A 20,071-nucleotide genomic window follows, 5' to 3' on the forward strand; every position below is an offset into this window, starting at 1 on the left:
CGAACCTGTGTTCGAAATTATGCGGGGGACGTGAAAGGAGGGCGACGGTGGCGGAGGCCGCGCTGCGAGACCTGTCGGCGATGCTGGAGTCGTCGCCCCGCGACACGGTGCCCGTGCTCCCGGCGCTGCGGCCCGTGCTGCCCGGCGGCGGCCTGCGGCCCGGCTCGGTCGTGGGTCTCGGCGGCTCGGGATCGGCGTCCCTCGGCCTCGCGCTCGTCGCCGGCGTCTCCCGGCACGGCGGCGCGGACGGCGCCGGCGGCTGGTGCGGCGTCGTCGGCGTCCCCGACTTCGGCGTGCTCGCCGCCGCCGGGATGGGCGCCGCGCCCGAGCGGCTGCTGCTCGCCGACGACCCGGGCGACCGCTGGCCCGACGTGGTCGCCGCGCTGGCCGAGGCCGTCGACCTGGTGCTGCTGCGCCCGCCCGAGCGGCCGGGCGCCGCCGCCGTCCGGCGGCTGTCGGCGCTGGCCCGCAGGCACGGCTGCGTGCTGGCGCTGACCGGCCCGTTCGCCGGCGACTGGGCGGGCGTCCGGCTCCGCCTCCGGCTGGACGAGGCGGTCTGGGAGGGCCTCGGCGACGGCCACGGCCGGCTGACCGGCCGCCGCGTCCGGGTGACCGCCGAAGGCCGCGACGCCCCCGGCGCCGGCCGCGGCGCCCGGCTCTGGCTCCCCGCCCCCGACGGCACGGTCGCGCCGGACGAGACCGCCCGGCCGCCGCTCGAACTCGTCGGCGGCGCCGTTTCGGCGGGCGCGCCGGTCCACCCGCCCCGGCCGCAGGCGCCGCGGTCGCCGAGGACGGCGGCCCGCCACGCCGCGCCGGTGCGCACCGGCGCGGCCGCGCACGGGCCCGGAGAGGGGGCCGCGTGACGCGGGTCCTGGTGGTGTGGTGCCCCGACTGGCCGCTCACCGCGGTCGGGATCGAGGCGGCCACGGCCGGGGCGGTCGTGGTGCGGGGGCGCGTGGCCGCGTGCTCGGCGGCGGCGCGCGCCGAAGGGGTGCGGCGCGGGCAGCGGCTCCGCGACGCGCAGCGCCGCTGCCCCGGACTCGTCGTCCGCGAGCGCGACACCGACGCCGAGGGCCGGCGGTTCGAGGAGGTCGTGGCGGCGGTCGCGGAGCTGACGCCGCGCGTGGAGGTGGTGCGGCCGGGGCTGTGCGCGATCGCGGCGCGCGGCCCGGCGCGCTTCTACGGCGGCGAGGAGGCCCTGCGCGTCCTCGTGCAGGACGCGGTCGTCGAGGCCGGGCACGACTGCGGGTCCGGCGTCGCGGACGGGCTGTTCGCCGCGGAGCTGGCGGCGCGCGCCGGGGAGGGCGGCGTCGTGGTGCCGGCCGGCGGCGCGGCGGCGTTCCTGGCCCCCTACCCGCTGCCGGTGCTGGACCGGCCCGAGCTGGCCGACCTGCTGCGCCGGCTCGGGATCCGGACGCTCGGCGACTTCGCGGCGCTGCCGTCCGGGCACGTCGCGGGCCGGTTCGGAGCGGACGGCGCGCTCGCGCACCGGCTGGCGCGCGGCGCGGAGCCGCGCCCGCTCGCGCCCGCCCACACCGCGGCCGACCTGTCGGTGCGGGCCGGCTTCGACCCGCCCGCCGAGCGCGCCGAGCAGGTGGTGTTCGCGGCCAAGCGCCTCGCGGGCGACCTGCACGGCGGGCTCGCGGCGGGCGGGCTGGCGTGCGTCCGGCTGGAGGTCGCGGTCGGGTTCGCGGACGGCGACGTGCAGCGGCGGCTGTGGCGGCACGAGGGCCTGTCGGCGCTGGCCGTCGCCGAGCGGGTGCGGTGGCAGCTGTCGGCCTGGCAGGGCGCCTCGTCCGACGCCGTGTGGGGCGGGGTGACGTGGGTCGAGCTGGCGCCCGACCAGATCGTCCCGGACGAGGGCCGCCAGGAGTCGCTGTGGGGCCGGACGTCCGTCACCGAGCGGATCACGCGGGCCGCCGACCGCGTCCAGGCGCTGCTCGGCCATCAGGGGATCACCCGGCCGGTGCTCGCGGGCGGCCGGGGGCCGGGCGAGCGGGTCGTGCGGGTACCGGTCGGCGACCTGCCCCCGGCGGGCGCGCCCGGCGGCCCGTGGCCGGGGCGCGTGAGCGGCCCCGCCCCGGCGGTCGTCCCCGCGGCGCCGCCCTCGGCGGAGCTGGTCGACGCGTCCGGCGGCGCGGTGGTGGTGTCGGCCCGCTGCGAGGTCTCCGCACCGCCGGCGGCGCTCGTGTTCCGGGGGACCCGCTCCGCCGTCACCGGCTGGACGGGCCCGTGGCCGGCCGACGAGCACTGGTGGGACCCCGCCGCCGCCCGCCGCCGCGCCAGGTTCCAGGTCACCACCGACGACGGCACCGGGTATCTGCTCGCCGTCGAAGGCGGCCGCTGGCACATCGAGGCCGTCTATGACTGACTGGCACAACCCTCCGATCTCCTGGCGGGAGTTCGAGGAGCGGCTGTCATGGCGGCCCGGCGGGCTCTTGCCGGGGGGCGTGGGGGGTCGCCCTCCACACGAGACTCGGAAGGAGAGTCCGGCTGAGGAGCCGGCGCCCGTTCCCGAGATCCCGCCGCGCGCTGAGGCGGAGGTGCCGTGGGCGGAGCTGCACGTCCACTCGTCGTTCAGCTTCCTGGACGGCGCCAGCGACCCCGCCTCGCTCGTCGCGGAGGCGGCGCGGCTCGGTGTGGAGGCGATGGCCGTCACCGACCACGACGGCATGTACGGGGCGGTGCAGTTCGCGCAGGCCGCGCACGACGCGGGGATCGGCACGGTGTTCGGCGCGGAGCTGAGCCTCGGCCTGCCGGGGCCGCAGACCGGGGAGCCCGACCCGGCCGGCCGGCACCTGCTGGTCCTCGCGCGCGGCGCCGCCGGCTACGCGCGGCTCTGCTCGGCGATCACCTCGGCGCAGCTCGCGGGCGGCCGCAAGGGCCGTCCCGTCTACGACCTCGGCGCCCTCGCCGGCGCGCACGGCGGCCACTGGGCGGTGCTGACCGGATGCCGGAAGGGCCCGGTCCCGGCGGCGCTGGAGGCGGGCGGCCCGGACGCGGCGGAGCGGGAGCTGCGGCACCTGACCGGCATGTTCGGCCGCGAGAACGTGTTCGTCGAGCTGATCGACCACGACCAGCCCGACGACGACCTCCGCAACGACGCGCTGTTCGCGCTGGCGCACCGCGTGGGCGTGGACGTCGTGGCGTCCAACAACGTGCACTTCGCCGCGCCGGGGGCCGATGCGCGGCTGGCGCAGGCCCTGGCCGCCGTCCGGGCCCGCCGCAGCCTGGACGAGATGGCCGGCTGGCTGCCCGCGGCGGGCACCGCGCACCTGCGGTCCGGCGCGGAGATGGCGCGGCGGCTCGCGCGGTTCCCCGGCGCTCTGGAGCGGACGGCCGCGCTGGCCCGCGAGTGCCGGTTCGACTTCGAGGTGATGGCGCCCCGGCTGCCCGACTGGCCCGTCCCGGACGGGCACACCGAGGCGAGCTGGCTGCGGCACCTGGTGGCGGAGGGCGCGCTCCAGCGGTACGGGCCGCCCGAGCGGGAGCGGCAGCCGGGCGCGTACGCGCAGATCGCCAGGGAGCTGGACGTCATCGAGCAGCTCGGCTTCCCCGGCTACTTCCTGATCGTGCACGACATCGTGGAGTTCTGCCGGAGCAGGGGCATCCTGTGCCAGGGGCGCGGGTCGGCGGCGAACTCGGCGGTCTGCTACGCGCTCGGCATCACGGGCGTCGACGCCGTCCGGCACGGCCTGCTGTTCGAGCGGTTCCTGTCCCCCGGGCGCGACGGCCCGCCCGACATCGACCTCGACATCGAGCACCGCCGCCGCGAGGAGGCCATCCAGTACGTCTACGGCAAGTACGGGCGCGCGTGCACGGCGCAGGTCGCCAACGTCATCAGCTACCGGCCGCGCATGGCCGTGCGGGACGCGGCCCGCGCGCTCGGCCACTCCCCCGGCCAGCAGGACGCCTGGTCCAAGGGCATCGACCCGCGCGACCCGGTCGGCTCCGAGAACGACGTCCCGGCGCCGGTCATGGAGCTGGCGGGCCGCATGCTGGCGCTGCCGCGCCACCTCGGGATCCACTCCGGCGGCATGGTCATCGCGGACCGGCCGGTCGGGGAGATCTGCCCCATCGAGTGGGCGGCGATGGAGGGCCGCAGCGTCCTGCAGTGGGACAAGGACGACTGCGCGGCGGCCGGGCTCGTGAAGTTCGACCTGCTCGGCCTCGGGATGCTCGCCGCGCTGCACGACTCCTTCGACCTGGTGGAGGAGCACCACGGGCGGCGCTACGACCTGCAGTCCGTCCCCCCGGAGGACCCCCTGGTCTACGCCATGCTGTGCGACGCCGACACGGTCGGGGTGTTCCAGGTGGAGTCGCGGGCGCAGATGGCGACGCTGCCGCGGCTGCGGCCCCGCAAGTTCTACGACCTGGTCGTGGAGGTGGCGCTGATCCGGCCGGGGCCGATCCAGGGCGGGTCCGTCCACCCGTACCTGCGGCGCAGGAAGGGCCTGGAGCCGGCCGAGTGCCCGCACCCGCTGATGGAGCCGGCGCTGGGCCGGACGCTCGGCGTGCCGCTGTTCCAGGAGCAGATGATGCAGCTCGCCGTCGACTGCGCCGGGTTCACCCCGGCCGAGTCCGACCAGCTCCGGCAGGCGATGGGCGCCAAGCGCGCCCCCGAGCGGGTGGAGCGGCTGCGGCGCCGGCTGCTGGACGGGATGGCCGAGCGCGGCATCCCGGCCGCGATCGCCGAGAGCGTCTACGAGAAGATCCTCGGCTTCACCGGGTTCGGGTTCCCCGAGTCGCACGCGCAGAGCTTCGCGCACCTGGTGTACGCGAGCGCCTGGCTGAAGCGGCACCACCCGGCCGCGTTCACCGCCGCGCTGGTGCGCAACCAGCCGATGGGGTTCTACAGCCCGCAGAGCCTCATCGCCGACGCCCGGCACCACGGGGTCGTGGTCCGGGGCGTGGACGTCAACGCCAGCGCCGTCCATCCGACGCTGGAGGAGCCCGTCGAGGTCGACTCCGGCCATCCGCACGCGCCGGGCGAGCCGCAGCCGGCGATCCGGCTCGGCCTGTCCGGCGTCCGGAACCTGGGCGGGGACGCGGCGGAGGCGATCGCGGCGGGGCGCCCCTACACGAGCATGGAGGACCTCGCCCGGCGGGTGCCGCTGTCGGGCGGGGCGCTGGAGGCGCTGGCCACGGCGGGCGCGTTCGACGGGCTCGGCCTGTCGCGGCGGGAGGCGCTGTGGGCCGCCGGGGCGCTGGCCGGTTCCGGCCCCGGGCAGCTGGAGGGCGTGACGCCGGGCGCGGCGGCGCCCGCGCTGCCCGCGATGACGCCGGTCGAGGAGACGCTCGCCGACCTGTGGGCGACCGGGGTGTCGCGCGTCCACCCGGTCGCGCACGTCCGGGAGGCCCTGGACGAGCTGGGCGCCCGCACGGCGGCGCGGCTGGCCGGGACGCCCGGCGAGACCAACGTCGTCGTGGCCGGGCTCGTCACGCACCGGCAGCGCCCGCCGACCGCCGGCGGCATCGTGTTCATGACGCTGGAGGACGAGACCGGCATCATCAACGTCGTGTGCCCGCCGCCGGTGTTCGAGCGGTACCGGGGCCTCGCGGTCGATGCGCAGGCGCTGCTGGTCGGCGGGCGGCTGGAGCGCGCCGACGGGGTCGTGAACATCCGCGCGACCCGGCTGCGCCGGCTGCCCGTGCCCGGCCGGGTCAAGGCGCGCAACTTCCACTGAGCGGCGGCCGGCCGGCGGACGCTAGAACCTCGGGCCGCCCTCTGTCATCGTAAGGAGGCGTCGGGGCCGCGTGCCGCCGTGGGGCGGCCGCCAAGACGCGGCTCGCGGGGAAAAGGTGATCTCCATGGACGGGCCGAAGGCGCCCTCCCTGCGCGAGCTGCGGCCGGACGACCCCACCCGGATCGGCCGGTACCGGATCGAGGCCAAGATCGGCGAGGGCGGGATGGGCGCCGTCTACCTCGGCCGCGACGAGGCCGGCCGCGCCGTCGCGGTGAAGGTCGTGCGCGCGGAGCTGGCCGGCGACCGGACGTTCCTCGACCGGTTCCACGACGAGGCCGCGAACGCGCAGCGGGTCGCGTCGTTCTGCACCGCGCAGGTCCTGGAGCACGGCGCGGACCTCGGCCTCGCCTACCTGGTCACCGAGTACATCGACGGACCGTCGCTGCTGGAGCACGTCACCGGGAAGGGCGCGCTGTCGCCGGGGATGCTGCACGGCGTCGCGGTCGGCGTCGCCGCCGCGCTCGTCGCCATCCACAGCGCGGGGCTGGTGCACCGCGACCTGAAGCCGAGCAACGTGCTGCTGTCCATCTCCGGTCCGCGCGTGATCGACTTCGGCATCGCCCGCGCGCTGGACATGGCCTCCGCCCACACCCGGACCGGGCAGGTCGTCGGCACGCCCGGCTGGATCGCGCCCGAGCAGATCACGACGCAGCAGGTCACCCCGGCGGTGGACGTGTTCGCGTGGGGCTGCCTCGTCGCCTACGCGGCGAGCGGCCGCAACCCGTTCGGGCAGGGTTCGTTCCAGCTCCTCGCGGCCCGCGCCGTGCACGCCGACCCCGAGGTCGGCGACCTGCCGCCCGCGCTCGCCGGGCTCGTCCGGGCGGCGCTGCTGAAGGACCCGGGCGCCCGGCCGACGGCCCGCGACCTGCTGCTCGCGCTGGTCGGCGGCGCCGGCGAGGCCGCCGTGACGACCGAGCTGGGCGAGTCGTGGACGCCGCCCGCACCGCAGCTGCCCGTCCCGCAACAGCCCGCCCCGGAGCCGCCCGTCCCACAGCCGCCCGTCCCACAGCCGCCCGTACCGCAGCCGCCGGTTCCCGAGCCGCGCACCGCACGCGAGTACGAGGTGCCGCCGCCCGTCCTGCCCACGACCGCGGCACCGGCCGGCGGCTCCGGTCGCGGGCGGAGCGGGCGCTCCAGGCGTCCGGTGCTCATCGCCTCCACCACGGCGGCGGTGCTGCTCGCCGCGGCCGTGGCGGGCGGCGTCCACTACCTGACCCGGCCGTCCGGCGGCACCGGCGCCGCGGCGGACGGCGCGTTCCCGAAGGGGCCGATGCTGGTGCGCGTCGACACCGCGCCCGGCTGGCCGAAGACGTGCCACGGCGACATCGGCCTCTTCTCGCCCGGCGACGGGTCCGTGCGGACGCTCGTCAAGGGACCGGCCTGCGACATGCTGCCCGAGCGGTCACCGGACGGGAAGCGCGTGGCGTTCACCCGGATGGACGCGCGCAGTGGCGAGGCGTGGGTGATGAACGCCGACGGCACCGGCGCCCGCAAGGTGGCCGGCATCGTGCGCGGCACCCGGGTGACGTGGTCGCCCGACGGCACCCGCCTCGCCTACCTGGGCGAGCGGAACGGCGTCCGGCAGATCTTCGCGATCGCGTTGGAGGGCGGCGCGATCACCCGGCTGACCAGCGACGACTCGGCGAAGGACGACCCGATGTGGTCGTCCACGAACCGGATCGTGTTCTGGAGCAGGCGCGACGGCGGCGCCGAGCAGGTCTACTCCATGGACGCGGACCGGCCGGGCGGCGCCTGGACGCGGCTGACCGCCGACGGGGTGCGCGCGGTGGACCCCGAATGGTCCCCCGACGGCTCCAAGATCGCCTACGTGCGGGGCAAGGGCACCGAGAGCGACATCTGGGTGATGAACGCCGACGGGTCCGGCGCGCACGCGCTGACGTCCGGGACCGTCCGCGACATGGACCCGGCGTGGTCGGGCGACGGCCGCTGGCTCTGCTACGTGCGCGGCGCCGTCACCGACCCGGTGATCCACGCGGTCCGCGCGGACGGCACCGGCGACCGCGTCCTCACCCCCGCGGGCCGCGTCCTCGGCCACCCGGACTGGTAGCCGGCCGGCTCAGCCGGTGATCTTGTCGAGCCGGCGCAGGATGACGCCCTCGCGCAGCGCCCACGGGCAGATCTCCAGCTCGGCCAGCCCGAACAGGTCCATCGCGGCGTCCGCGACGATCGCGCCCGCGAGCAGCTGTTCGGCGCGGCTCTCCGACACGCCGGGCAGCTCGGCGCGCTCGGCGGACGGCATCGGCGCGAGCTTCTCCGCCCAGTCGGTCACGTCGGCGTCCGCCAGGGTGCGGCGCTGGAAGGGCCCCTCGGCGGACGGCGCGGCCCCGGCGATCCGGGCGAGCTGCTTGAACGTCTTGGACGTGGCCACCGCGTGGTCGGCGGGCCCGTACCGGGCGACGTCGCCGACCCGCCGGGCGATCTCCGCCCGCACGTGCCGGCGCAGCTCGCGGATCTCCTCGGCGGGCGGCGGGTCGGCGGTGAACCGGTCGCGGGTGAGCCGGCCCGCGCCGAGCGGCAGCGAGATCGCCACGTCCGGCTCCTCGTCGATGCCGGACGCGATCTCCAGCGAGCCGCCGCCGATGTCGACCACCAGCAGCCGCCCCGACGACCAGCCGAACCAGCGCCGGACGGCGAGGAACGTCAGCCGCGCCTCCTCCTCGCCGGACAGCGCGCGGATGTCGATGTCCCGGCCGTCCCGGATGCGGGCCAGCACGTCCTCGCCGTTGGCTGCGTCGCGGACGGCGGAGGTGGCGAACGCGACCAGGTCCTCGACGCCCTTGTCCTCGGCGACCCGCAGCGCCTCGTCGACGAAGTCGCGCAGCAGCGCCTCGCCCTCCTCCGACAGGCGGTCGTCGCCGTCCAGATGGGCGGCGAGCCGCAGCTCGGCCTTGTGGGAGTACGCGGGCAGGGGCCGCGCCCCCCGGTGGGCGTCGACCACCAGCAGGTGCACGGTGTTCGATCCCACGTCCAGCACGCCGAGTCGCATGGTTGCGACGCTACCCGACGGGCCGGGGCCGGTCCGGGGCCGGGAGCGGCTACGGTGGCGGGCATGGAAGCGGGATCTCGGCGCAGATGGCGGGTACCTCCTGGTCACGTGGCGGTGAAGTGCGCCGCCGCCGCGGCCGTCACGGCGCTCATCGTCCTCTACAGCCACGACCCCCAGTTCCTGTTCCTCGCGGCCGCCGCGGCGATCGGGCTGAACGGGCTCGCGCTGCGCGACCTGGTCGCGCCGGTCCGGCTCGCCGCCGACGGGGACGGCCTCACGGTCGTGGCCGGCTACGCGGGGCACCGCCGCATCCCGTGGGAGGACGTCACCGCGATCCGGGTCGACGAGCGGCGCCGGCTGCTGCTGCACACCCGGATGCTGGAGATCGAGACCGCCGACGACCTGCATCTGCTCAGCGCGTTCGACCTCGGCTCCGACGTCCACGACGTCGCCGACGAGCTGTACCGGCTGCGGGCCCGCACGAGCCGCTAGGGCGCGGGCAGCTCCGCCGGGGTCGGGAAGGAGCTCTGCGCGCCGCGCCGCCGGACGGCGGCGGCGCCCGCGCGGGCCGCGTACCGGGCGGCGTCGCGCAGCGCGTCGCCGCGGGCGAGGCGCAGGCAGAGCGCGGCGGTGAAGGCGTCGCCGGCGCCGGTCGTGTCGACGGCGTCGGTCTCCGGCGCGGGGACCGCGGTGGCGCCGTCGCCGTCGGCGACCACGGCGCCGTCCGCGCCGAGCGTGACGACGGCCGAGCGGGGCCCGGAGCGGGCGAGCGCGGCGGCCGTGTCCCGGGGGTCGCCGTGCGCGCCGTCGAGGAGGAACGCGGCCTCGTGCTCGTTGACGACGAGCGGGTCGCAGCGGGCGAGCAGGTCGGCCGGGACGGGCGCGGGCGGCGACAGGTTGAGCACGACGCGCCCGCCGGCGACGCGGGCGGCGGCCTCCACGGCGGGCAGCGGCACCTCCAGCTGGAACGACACGACCGGCGCGGCGGCGATCAGGTCGCGGGCGGCGGCGACGTCGGCTGGCCCGAGCCGGGCGTTGGCGCCCGGCGAGACGATGATGCTGTTGTCGCCGTCCGGCCCGACGGTGATCAGCGCGACGCCGGTCGGCACGCCGGGCGTGGCCGCCAGGTGGTCCAGGCCGACCCCGGCCGAGGCGAGCGCGCCGCGCAGCAGCTCGCCGTGCCCGTCGTCGCCGACCCGCCCGACGAGCGCGGCCCGGCCGCCGAGCCGCGCCGCCGCGACCGCCTGGTTGGCGCCCTTGCCGCCCGGGTGGACGGCGAGGTCGCCGCCGAGGACGGTCTCTCCGGGCGCGGGCCGCCGGTCGACGCCGACCACGAAGTCCGCGTTGACCGATCCGACGACGACGACGTCCCAGCGCTCATCCACGGAACAATCCCCTACACGCGCGGCGCCGGGCCGCGCAACCCCCGGCCACCCCGCTCAGTCGCCGCGCGGGCGCAGCTCGGCCAGGTCGACGACCTCGGCGAGCGCGTCGACCGACGGGTAGTAGCCGCGGCCGACCAGCTCGCCGCCGCGCGTCACCAGGAACGCGCTCTCCCCGCGTACGCCCGCGTACTCCGCCAGCACCCGGTGCGCGCCCGTCAGCGGCACCGCCGTGACGCTCAGCCCGCCGGGACCCGTCCAGCTCCCCCGCTCGTCCCCCATGCACGGAACGTTACGCTCCGTGACGTTCCGTGGCGGTCGGCGGGGTCGCGGTGCGGAGGGCGCGGGGGTCGAGCTGCGCCAGGACGCTGGCCGCGGCGAGGACGGCGGCGGCGCCGAGCGCGGCGCGCATCCCGGGGACGCCGTAGCCGGTGAGCGACCAGGTCGCGGTGGCCAGCGCCGGGCCCAGCGCGACGCCGATCTGCCGGGCCAGGCTGGTGGTGGCGCCGGTGGTGGCGAGCAGGTCGCGCGGCGCCCGCGCCATCGCGAGGGCCTGGTTGGGGCCGGCGAACAGCCCGGCCCCGGCGCCCGCCACGGCCAGCCGCCAGGCCAGGTCGGCGGGCCCCCAGCCGGCGCCGATCGGGAGCAGCAGGACGAGCCCGGCGGTGACGGCGGCGGCGCCCGCGAGCGCGACGGCGCGGGCGCCGGCCCGGTCGGCGAGCGCGCCGGCCGCCGGGCCGGTGGCCAGCACCGCCGCCGGGAAGGCGAGCATCGTCAGGCCGATCTCGGCGGGCGAGGCCGTCCCGGACCGCTGCAGGTGGAACGGGATGAGGAACTGCACGCTCATGACGGCGGCCATCTCCGCCGCCAGCGCCAGGTGCGGGCCCGCCATCCCGGGCGATCCGACCAGCGCGCGTACCGGGCGGCTGTCGGGGAGCCGCCGCCAGGCCAGCGCGAACGGCACGGCGGCGGGGGCCAGCGCCAGCCAGGCCGGGCCGTGCCCGGCGCTCAGCGACAGCGCGAGCAGCAGGGTGGCCGCCGCACCGCCGAGCAGGGCCGTCTCGGCGAGCCGGGCCCTGCCGGGCGGGCGCGGCCGCGCGCCCGCGGCCAGCGCGGGACGGCCCGCGGCGATGACCAGCAGGCTCACCGGCACGTTCAGGAAGAAGATCCAGGACCAGCCGAGCCGCTCGATGACCAGGCCGCCCACGGCGGGCCCGGTGACGCCGCCGAGCGGGCCGAGCGTCATCACGACCGCCATCGCCCGGCCGCGCATCTCCGGCCGGACCGCGACCGTCGTGAGCACCGGGACGAGCGCGAGCAGCAGGGCCGCGAACGCGCCCTGGAGCACCCGGGCGCCGATCAGCCAGCCGATGCCGGGCGCGAGGCCGACGGCCGCGCTCGCGGCGCCGAACCCGGCGACCGAGAACGTGAGCGCGGCGCGGTGCCCGACCTGGTCGAGCCAGCGCCCGCCGGGCAGCGTCAGGGCGATCAGCGGCAGCACGTAGCCCAGCACGACCCATTCGGCCACGCTCGGCCCGGTGCCGAACTCGTGCTCGATGGTCGGAAGCACGACGTTGACCACGGTCACGTCGAGCTGGGCCATGAAGACCGCGATCCCGGCCGCCGCCACCAGCCGCCAGCGGTTCATGACGCACCCCCCCAAGAACTTGACATCGTGTCCACTTGCTAACATAGACACGGTGACAAGTTCGCGGCAAGTGCCGGCGCCGCGGCATCGGGATGAGCGGAGACCATGGCGAAGACGATCGAGGGGCCGCGGAACGCGCGCAGCCGGCGGACCCGCGAGGCCGCGCTGGCGGCGACCCGGGAGATCCTGGAGCGGGACGGCTTCGAGGCGCTCACGATGGCGGCGGTCGCCGAGCGCGCCGGGGTGTCGCGGCAGGGCCTCTACCTGCACTTCTCCTCACGCGGCGACCTCGTGACCGCGCTGTTCGGCTACATGGCCGAGCAGGAGGGCCTGCACGCCTCGCTCGCGCCGGTGCGGGAGGCGCCCGACGCGGTCTGCGCGCTGCGCGCCTGGGCCCGCCACCTGGCCTCCTACCACCCGCGCCTGATCGCCGTGGACCGCGCGATCGACCGCGTCCGGCACACCGACCCCGACGCCGCGCGGCACCGGGCGACCGTCGACGAGAAGCAGCTCGGCACCTGCCGCCGCCTCGCCGAGCGTCTCGCCGCCGAGGGCCGCCTCGCCCCGCACTGGACGCCCGGGACGGCCGCCGACATGCTCTGGGGCCTCATCGCCACGGACGTCTTCGAGCGGCTGCTCACCGGGCGCGAATGGACGCGCGAGGCCCTCGCGGACCACCTCGCCGCGATGTACGAGGCGACGTTCGTGAGCGGGCCCGGCGGCCCCGCCGCCGGCGGCTAGGCCGACTCGAAGGTCGCCGGGTCGGGGCCGACGCGGATGCCCTTGTCCAGCTCCCCGATCGCGCGCAGGTCGTCCGGGGTCAGCTCGAACCCGAACACGTCGATGTTCTCGGCGATCCGGGACGGCGTGACCGACTTCGGGATGACGATATTGCCGATGTCCAGGTGCCAGCGCAGGACGACCTGCGCCGGGGTGCGCCCGTGGGCCTCGGCGATGCGGGCGAGCGCCGGGTCGTCCAGCAGGCCGTGGCCCTGCCCGAGCGGCGCCCACGCCTCGGTGCGGATGCCGTGGTCGCGGTGGAACGCGCGCAGCCCGTCCTGCTGGAAGTACGGGTGCAGCTCGATCTGGTTGACCGCCGGGACGACGTCGGCCTCGCCGATGATCCGCCGCAGCGTCTCCACGGTGAAGTTGGACACCCCGATCGAGCGGACCCGCCCGTCCGCCTTGAGCTTCTCCAGCGCCCGCCAGGTCTCCAGGTAGAGGCCGCGGCCGGGCATGGGCCAGTGGATCAGGTAGAGGTCCAGCCGGTCCAGGCCGAGCCGGGACAGGCTCGCCTCGCAGGCGCGCAGGGCGTTGTCGTGGCCCTGCTCGCTGTTCCACAGCTTGGTCGTGACGAACAGCTCGTCGCGGGGCAGGCCCGAGGCGCGCAGCGCGCGCCCGACGCCCTCCTCGTTCTGGTAGGCGCTCGCCGTGTCGATGCTGCGGTAGCCGTTCTCCAGCGCGGTCGCGACCGCGCGCTCGGCTTCGTCGTCGCCGACCTGGAACACCCCGAAGCCGAGCCGCGGCATCGCGGCCCCGTCGATGAGGTCGACCTTCGGTACCGTCACGGTGACCGTCCCCCTCCCTGTTGGTGCGCTGCCGAGCCGATCCTGCCCGCGAGACCGGCCCCCGAACATCACCCCCCGCCCTGCTCCCGCCAGGCGCTCTGGTCGCGGGCGATCCGCTGGAAGGCGTCCTTGAAGGCGGTGAACGCCGCGTCGCCGAGGGTGCGCCGGTGCCGGTCCTCGATGTCGGCGAGGATGGCGCGGGCCTTGGCGATCTCGTCGAGGCCGTGCTCGGTGGGGACGATCCGCTTCGCGCGCCGGTCGGCCGGGTCGGGTTCGCGGCGGACGTAGCCGAGCGCGGCCAGCTCGTCCACGATCGTGCCGACGATCTGCTTGTGCTGGCCCGACCGGGCCGACAGCTCGGTGGCGCGCATGCCCTCGGCGTCGAGGAAGGCGAGCACGGTGCCGTGCCGGGGCCGGACGTCCGGGTGCCCCTGCTCGGCGAGCCGCTGGAACAGCTCGTCCTGGAGGACGCGCATCAGCCGTCCCGCGAGCATGCCCAGGTCGGGCACCCGGCGCCCGGTGTTCTCCTCAATTTTAGTCACTATGTCTGACTATCAATTTTCATGACCGCGAGCAAGTCGGTGGCCCCGGCCCGGTCAGCGGGCGCGGACCACCGCCTCCCCGTAGGGGACGAGGCGGACCGGGCCGATCAGCCCGTACCGCTGGCGGGACGCGCCGCCGTACACGCCGGGGTCGGCGACGCGGAGCCGGTTGTTCAGCGTCGTGGCGACCTCCACCTCGATCGTGTTGGCGCCGCGCCGCAGGTGGGGGCCGACGTCCACGGCCGGGACGAGCACGGAGACCGGCGGGAGGCGGCGGCCGTTGACCGTCACCCGGCAGGTGTCGAAGACCTCGCCGAGGTCCAGCACCGCGCCGCTCCCGCCGCTCCAGGTCACCGTGGCGGTGTAGGTGCCGATGCCGGAGACGTCCGCGAGTTCGGGGATGTCCGGCCACGGCTTCAGCGCGTCCAGCGCCAGGTCGTGGTGCTTCACCCCGTCCGGGGTCGTGTCCTCGACCCGCAGCCGCCAGGAGGTGAGGGCCACCGGCGCGGGGACGGCGCCGATCGCCGTCCTGACCGTGCGGCCCCCGGGCAGGGTCGTGGCGTAGGTGCCGGCGGCGGTCGCGCGGGCGACCAGGCGCTGCCCGTCGACCCGCAGCTCCGCCTCGGACGCCGTGGCGGACGGGGCGTGCCCGCCGCGCGCCAGCATGATCACGGTGGCCTCGGACGGCTGGAGCGCCACCCGGAGCGTGACGGCGTCGCCGTCCTCGCGGTACACGGCGATCCGCTCGGTCTCGCCCGTCCACAGGTCGAGCCGGTACGGGACGGCCTTGGGGTCGGAGCGGGTCAGGGTGATCTCGTGGTCGATCGCGGCCACCGGCGGCTTCACCGTCTCGGCGTGCTTGCCGTTGCACAGGTAGAAGTAGTCGGTGTGGCCGTCCCAGCGGTGGGCGGTGAGGAGCGTGGACGCCTGCGCGTAACTGACGGTGGGACGCAGTCCGAGGTCGTCCAGAGCGGCGGGGACGTCCGCCTCCTCGGTGACGTTGCGGACGCGCGGCTGGGCGAGCAGCTCCTTGACGACGGCGCGCAGCCGCTCGTTCTCCCCGTCCCGCGCCAGGCCGGGGACGGTCGGCGCCGACCAGTCGCCGAGGAACACCAGTGGAAGGCCGGCCTTCGTCAGCTTCAGCATGGTGCGGGCGGTGCCGAGCGGCAGCGTGCACTCCTTGCCGGAGAACCGGTCGCCCTCGACGAACAGCACCTTGTAGGCGGGGCCGTCGGGGGCGAGCCGCCCGCCGGACACGGTCGCGGACGGGAGGTCGAGCAGCGGCGCGCTGACGAGCTGGTGCGTCCAGCCCAGCGGGACGCCGTCCTTGGTGAACCATCCGGCCCCGATGCCGGTCTTGGTGTAGCCCTTCTGCCGGAACACCGCGACGTCGATGCGGCTCTTGCCTGCCTGCATCGTCTGGTGGATGCGCGACATGTACCCGGAGATGTCGGGGACGTGCCGCCAGGTCGGCTGGCGCGGCCCCCACGACTCGGAGAATCCGACGCCTCCGTTGTAGGGGGTGAACCCGGCGAACCCCGGCCAGGCCGCACCCGGCGCGGTCGCGTAGGAGAAGCCGTGCAGGACGGTCTGGTTCAGCCCGGCCGCGTAGGCGCCGCCCATGGTGCGCAGGAGCTTGTCCCAGGTGGTGTTGTAGGCGCCGCCCTGGTAGGCCCCTGCCTCGCAGGAGAGGATCGTCCGTCCGCCCATGTCCCGGCCCCCGGCGAGAGCCCGGTAGTCGTCGAGGTTCTTGAACCCGAGCGACTCGCCTTCGGGGACGTCCAGGATCGCGGCGGTGTGGATCGCGTCCGTCTCCAGCCCGTACGGCTGTGCCCGGTACTGCAGGCCGATCGAGTGCGCCCACTTGGCGAGCGCCTCGAAGTGGTACTCGTTGAACAGGTCGGAGACCGTCAGCCAGAAGTCGTGCCGCACGTGGGACGTGGTCGCCGCGTCGTAGGCGAACATGGTGTTCTCCTTGAGGCGGACGATGACCGGCAGGTACGGCATCAGGTCGTAGCCGCGCCGCCGCCGGAACTCGGCGGGCAGGTCCGGCGTCCAGTTGAGCGCGTGCGTCTCCAGCTCGATCGAGTCCTCGAACAGCGTGCCGCCCGCCCGCTTGATCAGCTTGCGGATGTCGCGGGTGAGCAGCCGCGCCTCCCAGAACGCGGTGACGGCGCGGGTGCCGGCCCGGCTGAAGTGGTCGACGACGCAGGCGTCCGGCGCCGAGTGCGGGCCGGACTCGGGGCGCTGCCCGCTGCCGCGCCGCCAGTAGGCGAACAGGAGCCAGTCGCCGCCGGCCGGGGCCGTCCAGGTGATCCGCTCCCCCGCGGCCCGCGCGGTCAGGTCGGTGAAGGACGCCGGGTCGAGGCCGGTCTCCTTGCGGGTGGCGTTCGCCGGGTCGGTCCTGACGGCGTGGACGGCGACGAGGTGCCGCTTCGTCACGCCGTCCTCCGGCGCGGCGACCGGTTCGGGGAGCGGGCCGTCGTGGGTGCCGCCGCCCGCGACGGCGACCGTCCCGTAGGCGAGCTCCTGCACGGCGGCCTCGTCGTCCGGCGTGATCGTCGGGACGGCGGCGGGCCAGGCGGGGCCGATCGTGAGGTCCACGGTGATGCCGCGCCGGGCCGCCTGGTCGAGGGCGGCCTCGACGCCGGCGTTCCAGGCCGGGGTGCCCCAGCCGTGGCCCGCCGGGTCCAGCACGGACTTGTCGCGGATGCTGTGGTGCACGGCGACGATCTCCGCGCCGCCGAACCCGGCGGCGGCGATCTGGTCGATCTCGCGCCGGATCTCGGCGGGGTCGACCAGCCCGTCCGGCCACCACCAGCGGAACCGCGGCCGTACCGCCGCGCCGGGCCGGGCGAACCCGGCGGCCCCCGGCCCGGCCGCCGGGCGCGGCGCGGCCTGGGCCGCCGGCGCGCCCCCGAGGACGGGGGCCGCGCCCGCCGCGACGGCGGCGGCGGTGCCGAGCTGCAGCGCGCGCCTGCGCGAGATCCCCTGTCCGTTGCGGTCGTTCACTTACTTCCTCCTGATGAGCGTCGTGCGGCCGGAGCCGACCGGGCCGATGGTGAGGAGCCGGCCGGTGGCGTCGCGGCCCGTGGTGCGGGGGGCGCGGGCGTGGGGCCCGGTGACGTGGAAGGCGCGCGGGTCGTCGGCGCCGAGCTCGACGACGACGCGGGCGGCGGTGTTGGGCGGCACGTCCACGTCGAGCCGGTACCGCCGCTCCCGGTCGAGGGCGACGGAGACGGGGCCGCGGATCGTGGGGACGCGCCCGGAGATCCGGGCCAGGCCGCCGGGCCGGGGCCGGACCTCGATCTCGGCGGCGCCCGGCGCGGTGACCCGGACGCCGAGGACGTGGCGCGGGATGGCGTTGGCCGGCGCCGAGCCCCAGGCGTGCGAGAACGTCATGTTCGGCTTCAGCGACGGGTCCCACGCCTCGGCGACGATCGTGGCGCCGAGGTCGTCCATCATGTGCAGCCAGGAGCTGAGGCCCTTGGCGGTCATGAGGCCGATCGCCGCGTCGGCCCGGCCGGTGGCGAACAGTGCGTCCAGCAGGAACTGGGCGCCGTAGACGCTGACCTTCATGCCGCCGTCCGCCAGGGTCTTGCCCAAGGCGCGGACGACGGGGTCGGGCACCGTGCCGGGTCCCGCGACGCCGAGCGCGACCGGGAACGCGGTGGCGTGCTGCGCGCTGTGGGAGGTGCCGATGCCGTCGGTGAAGCGGCCGGCGGACGCGTCGAGGAGCTTCTCGCGCATCGCGGCCGCCAGCGTGTCGGCGCGTCCCTGCCAGGTCTTCGCGTCGGCGGTCTTGCCGAGGACGGCGGCGATCTTGGCCATGGCGGCGAACGCGGCGTACTGGCACGCGTTCACGACGGTGTTGACGTCGGTGAACACGTACCCGTCCCGGTTGGAGACGGGCCAGTCGACCAGGTCGCCGAGGTCGCGGCTGGACGACCCGGGGTCCTTGTGGACGAGCCCGTCCGCGCCGAGGTACTCGGTCAGGTGCTTGCCCGCGAGGAGGCCGTAGTCGGCGGCGAGCTGCTCGGGGTCGCCGGTGTGCAGGTAGTCCTCCCAGGCCGACATGACGTTCATCAGCCGGTACTCGGTCGGCCAGGTGTGGTTGCGCGCCAGGTACGCGTCGGACGCGCGGGCCAGCGCGAACGACCGCTGCACCGCGTACTCGGACGCCTGGTTGATGAGCGCGTCGCCCTCGTAGGGCCCGCGTTCGCGCGTCGGGGTGTCGACGTAGAGGTGGCCGCGCGTCGCCTCGATCGAGTACCGGCACATCTCGTAGACGCGGTCGAGGTCGCGGCTGGAGCTGGCGAACGCGGCGTCGGAGTCGCGCCAGCCCGCCCGCCAGGCGCGTCCCGTGACGGCGCGGGTGAGGTCGAGGTCGTCGTCGCAGACGAGCTGCGCGTAGCGGAATCCGCGGTAGCCCCAGTGCTCGATGGTCTGGCGGCCGTCGCGGAGGGTCCAGGTCTCCTTGTAGGTGACGCCGGCGCGGAGCGCGTACCGGACGGTCCCGTCCTCGTTCAGCTCCTCGCCGAGCCTGACCTCGACCGTCTGCCCGGCCCTGCCGCGCACCGACAGCCGCAGGCCGCCCGCGATCTCCCGGCCGAGGTCGACCAGCCAGGTGCCGGGCGCGGTCCTGCGCACGGACGCGGGCCGGACGTCGTGCAGCCCGGCCGGTTCGACCAGGGCGGGCTCCAGGCCGGCGATGGCGGGTTTGACCAGCGCCGACTCCCAGCCGGAGTCGTCGAAGCCGGGGCTCGTCCAGCCGGCGGGCTCGTGCCGCATGTCCCAGTACTCCTGGCGGCCGATGTAGTAGCCGGTGCCGATCGTCCCGGCGTCGGGCAGCAGCCCCGCCTGGCGGCGCGCCTTCCAGCCGCCGCCGCTGCCGTGCACCGACGTCGTCCCGTCGGCGTAGGTGACGACGAGCTGCGCCAGGAACCGCTTGTCCTGGGTGGTGAACGCGAGCGCGGCGAGGGCGTTGCGCCGTCCCGGCCGCAGCGCGCGTGTCACGTCGAACGAGTGGTACCGCGGCGCGCCCGCGCCGCCGGGCATGGACGCGAAGCCCGCCACCTCGCCGTTCACCCACACCTTCGCCGGGTACTGGCGGATCGGCGTGGGCGACTGGGCGGCGACGTGCAGGACGGCGGCGGCGATCCGCTCGGCGTGCGGGGTGAACTCGGTGCGCAGCAGCGCCCAGTCGTCGTCGGGCGAGCCCGCCGACGACAGTGTCGACTGGCCCTTGGCGAGGGTCAGCGCGCCGTCCGCGACCGTCCCGGCGCCGAAGGTGCCCCGGCCATCGGTGAAGTCCTCGTCGATGATCGCCCTGCCGCCGGGGGCGGTGAAGGCGACGCGGTCCCACACGTTCGCCTCGGTGGAGCCGTTGCGCATCCCGACCGTGCCCGTCCGGTACGTGGCGTCGGTGGTGGTGTCGACCTCGGCGCCGTCGATGGACGTCCGGAACGTGGACCCGGTCATCTCGACCGTCACCTCGTACCAGCGGCCCGTCTCGACGGGGACCGCGAGCCGCTTCTCCTCCAGCACCCGGTAGGAGCCGTTGACGCACACGTGCTTCTTCAGCACGCCGGGCGTCCCGGCGCGCAGCTGCCACAGGTAGTTCGCGCTCGTCCCGGACGCCCGGAACCACAGGCTCGCGGCGACGGAGGTGATCTGCACCCGGGCGGTGAGGACGCCGTCGCCGGGCGCCTGCGCGGCCGGTGCCCAGACCGGGTCGGCCGCCCACTCCTCCACGCCCGTGGCCAGCAGCGCGGGCTCGGACCAGCGGGATGCCCTGGGGCCGTCGAACGTCCGGACGCGCCACCAGTACGCGGTCCGCGGCGCCAGGGCCGGGCCGCCGTAGGGCACGGCGACCGACTCGGCGGACGCGACCCGTCCGCTGTCCCAGTGGCGCGGCCCCTGCTCCAGCCGGGCCGGGGTGGTGGCGAACTGCACCTGGTAGTACGTCTGCTTCGTGCCGGGGCCGAGGTCGGCGACCTGCCAGCTCAGCCGGGGCTTCGCCGCGCCGACGCCGAGCCCGTCCGGCAGCAGCGACGCCAGCAGCCCGGAAGGGGTGCGCGCCGCGCGCGGCGCCGCCGAGGCCGTGCCGCCCCCGCCGAGGACGACCGCGCCCGCCGCGCCGGCCGCCGACGCCCCGAGGAAGTGCCGCCTGCTCAT

At 76.3% G+C, this 20,071-nt stretch carries 14 protein-coding genes; 6 read left to right on the plus strand and 8 right to left on the minus strand.

The window, feature by feature from the left end:
- Positions 1-47 precede the first annotated feature (47 nt).
- From HUT06_RS27105 to HUT06_RS27120, 4 genes are all read left to right on the plus strand, one after another.
- A complete protein-coding gene (locus HUT06_RS27105) occupies positions 48-863 on the plus strand; it encodes a hypothetical protein (protein WP_254715403.1) in 816 nt (271 codons plus the stop codon).
- Positions 860-2,371 carry a DNA polymerase Y family protein gene (locus HUT06_RS27110; protein WP_176198291.1) on the plus strand — a complete coding sequence of 504 codons (1,512 nt, stop codon included), beginning with the start codon at positions 860-862 and terminating at the stop codon, positions 2,369-2,371. Before HUT06_RS27105 ends, HUT06_RS27110 begins: the two co-directional genes overlap by 4 nt.
- 172 nt (positions 2,372-2,543) lie before the next feature.
- A complete protein-coding gene (locus tag HUT06_RS27115; protein ID WP_302931836.1) occupies positions 2,544-5,687 on the plus strand; it encodes an error-prone DNA polymerase in 3,144 nt (1,047 codons plus the stop codon).
- A 124-nt stretch (positions 5,688-5,811) separates the two neighbouring features.
- Entirely contained in the window at positions 5,812-7,815 is a 2,004-nt protein-coding gene (locus HUT06_RS27120; RefSeq protein WP_176198293.1) for a protein kinase, read from the plus strand.
- A 9-nt stretch (positions 7,816-7,824) separates the two neighbouring features.
- On the opposite strand, the gene HUT06_RS27125 is transcribed toward HUT06_RS27120, so the two are convergent.
- Complete coding sequence (locus HUT06_RS27125) at positions 7,825-8,754, minus strand: Ppx/GppA phosphatase family protein (RefSeq protein ID WP_176198294.1); 930 nt, start codon at positions 8,752-8,754, stop codon at positions 7,825-7,827.
- Positions 8,755-8,862: 108 nt separating this feature from the next.
- On the opposite strand from HUT06_RS27125, the gene HUT06_RS27130 reads away from it, so the two are divergent.
- Positions 8,863-9,246: a PH domain-containing protein gene (locus tag HUT06_RS27130; RefSeq protein WP_254715404.1), complete on the plus strand. Its 384-nt coding sequence runs from the start codon at positions 8,863-8,865 to the stop codon at positions 9,244-9,246.
- Here HUT06_RS27130 and HUT06_RS27135 read toward each other — a convergent pair.
- From HUT06_RS27135 to HUT06_RS27145, 3 genes are read right to left on the minus strand one after another with little or no spacing between them, the layout of a single operon-like run.
- Positions 9,243-10,139: a ribokinase gene (locus tag HUT06_RS27135; protein ID WP_176198296.1), complete on the minus strand. Its 897-nt coding sequence runs from the start codon at positions 10,137-10,139 to the stop codon at positions 9,243-9,245. The genes HUT06_RS27130 and HUT06_RS27135 overlap by 4 nt on opposite strands.
- Positions 10,140-10,193: 54 nt before the next feature.
- Entirely contained in the window at positions 10,194-10,418 is a 225-nt protein-coding gene (locus HUT06_RS27140) for a hypothetical protein (protein ID WP_176198297.1), read from the minus strand.
- 10 nt (positions 10,419-10,428) lie between these two features.
- Positions 10,429-11,784, minus strand: coding sequence for an MFS transporter (locus HUT06_RS27145; protein WP_176198298.1), 1,356 nt, complete (start codon positions 11,782-11,784; stop codon positions 10,429-10,431).
- A 105-nt stretch (positions 11,785-11,889) separates the two neighbouring features.
- On the opposite strand from HUT06_RS27145, the gene HUT06_RS27150 reads away from it, so the two are divergent.
- A complete protein-coding gene (locus HUT06_RS27150; protein ID WP_176198299.1) occupies positions 11,890-12,525 on the plus strand; it encodes a TetR/AcrR family transcriptional regulator in 636 nt (211 codons plus the stop codon).
- On the opposite strand, the gene HUT06_RS27155 is transcribed toward HUT06_RS27150, so the two are convergent.
- The 4 genes from HUT06_RS27155 to HUT06_RS27170 all read right to left on the minus strand — a co-directional run bounded on the left by HUT06_RS27155 (position 12,522) and on the right by HUT06_RS27170 (position 20,071).
- On the minus strand, positions 12,522-13,313 hold the full coding sequence (locus tag HUT06_RS27155) for an aldo/keto reductase (protein WP_254715805.1): 792 nt from the start codon (positions 13,311-13,313) through the stop codon (positions 12,522-12,524). The two genes, HUT06_RS27150 and HUT06_RS27155, sit on opposite strands and share 4 nt — an antisense overlap.
- Positions 13,314-13,420: 107 nt before the next feature.
- Positions 13,421-13,894: a MarR family winged helix-turn-helix transcriptional regulator gene (locus HUT06_RS27160; protein WP_254715405.1), complete on the minus strand. Its 474-nt coding sequence runs from the start codon at positions 13,892-13,894 to the stop codon at positions 13,421-13,423.
- 54 nt (positions 13,895-13,948) lie between these two features.
- Positions 13,949-16,906, minus strand: a complete 2,958-nt coding sequence (locus HUT06_RS27165) for a glycosyl hydrolase (RefSeq protein ID WP_176198301.1) — start codon at positions 16,904-16,906, stop codon at positions 13,949-13,951.
- Positions 16,907-20,071 carry a family 78 glycoside hydrolase catalytic domain gene (locus HUT06_RS27170; protein WP_254715406.1) on the minus strand — a complete coding sequence of 1,055 codons (3,165 nt, stop codon included), beginning with the start codon at positions 20,069-20,071 and terminating at the stop codon, positions 16,907-16,909.

The sequence above is a fragment of the Actinomadura sp. NAK00032 genome, assembly GCF_013364275.1.
Taxonomy (GTDB): domain Bacteria; phylum Actinomycetota; class Actinomycetes; order Streptosporangiales; family Streptosporangiaceae; genus Spirillospora.